The sequence below is a fragment of the Mesotoga sp. B105.6.4 genome, assembly GCF_002896535.1.
Classification (GTDB): Bacteria; Thermotogota; Thermotogae; order Petrotogales; family Kosmotogaceae; genus Mesotoga.
The window spans coordinates 1-893 of the sequence record NZ_JWIM01000095.1 but is presented as its reverse complement, the minus strand read 5'-3'; the positions used below and the strand labels follow the sequence as shown (position 1 = coordinate 893).

General features: G+C 49.3%; 1 protein-coding gene. It reads right to left on the bottom strand.

Going from position 1 to position 893, the window contains the following annotated elements; all coding sequences use genetic code 11:
- On the bottom strand, nucleotides 1-893 hold an 893-nt coding region (locus RJ60_RS14660), incomplete at both ends, for an InlB B-repeat-containing protein (protein ID WP_180979985.1).

Below are 893 nucleotides of genomic sequence, written 5' to 3'. Positions count from 1 at the left end.
CGAAAGAGCTTTCGTCCCTCTCCTGAGCTTTGAACTCTATCGTATGGGAAGTACCTTCTCTTGCTTGAATGCTCCAAGGTGACGTGTATTCAAGTGAGTCTATGATTATCTTCAATCCTTCGGGTTCACTTCCAACAGAAAGCGTCCTGAAAGGTATTTCACTGTAAACGGCTTCGATCTTTGTTGGTTTGTTTACTGTAATCACGAGGGGATTGTCGTTTATCGTCTCTCCGTTGACGTTCCAGCCGTTGAAGGTGTAGTTCTCGACCTGCGGGGCGGTGAGCGTTAGGCTGCTTCCCTTCTCGTACCAGCCGCTTCCGGGAATTGTTACTACCGATGAGCTCACGCTTACAAGATATTCGCTCTTCATCTGGGCTGTATAGGAGACAGAAGAAGAGAGAACGAGATTCCTGGTCGTCGACGTGTTTCCATCATTCCACTTCAAGAAAGTGTATCTGCTGTCTATACCGTCTATTCTATCCGATTCGTCTCTCTCCTGGAGAGCGGTTATTCCGAAACTGTGCGAAGAACCTTCCCAGTCTTCTATCATTGCCGGAGCCTTCTTCTTTGCTCCATCTATAAGAATTTCGAGCCCGGCAGGAGAGGTGCTCACTGTCAAATTGTACTTTCCAAGCTGCCCGTAAACGGCTTCGATCTTTGTTGGTTTGTTTACTGTAATCACCAGGGGATTGTCGTTTATCGCCTCTCCGTTGACGTTCCAGCCGTTGAAGGTGTAGTTCTCGACCTGCGGGGCGGTGAGTGTTAGGCTGCTGCCCTTCTCGTACCAGCCACTTCCGGGAATAGATGCCACCGCAGAGCTCACGCTTACAAGATATTCGCTCTTCATCTGGGCGGTCAACGATAAGTTTCCAGTCGCGGTTATCGTTCTCGAC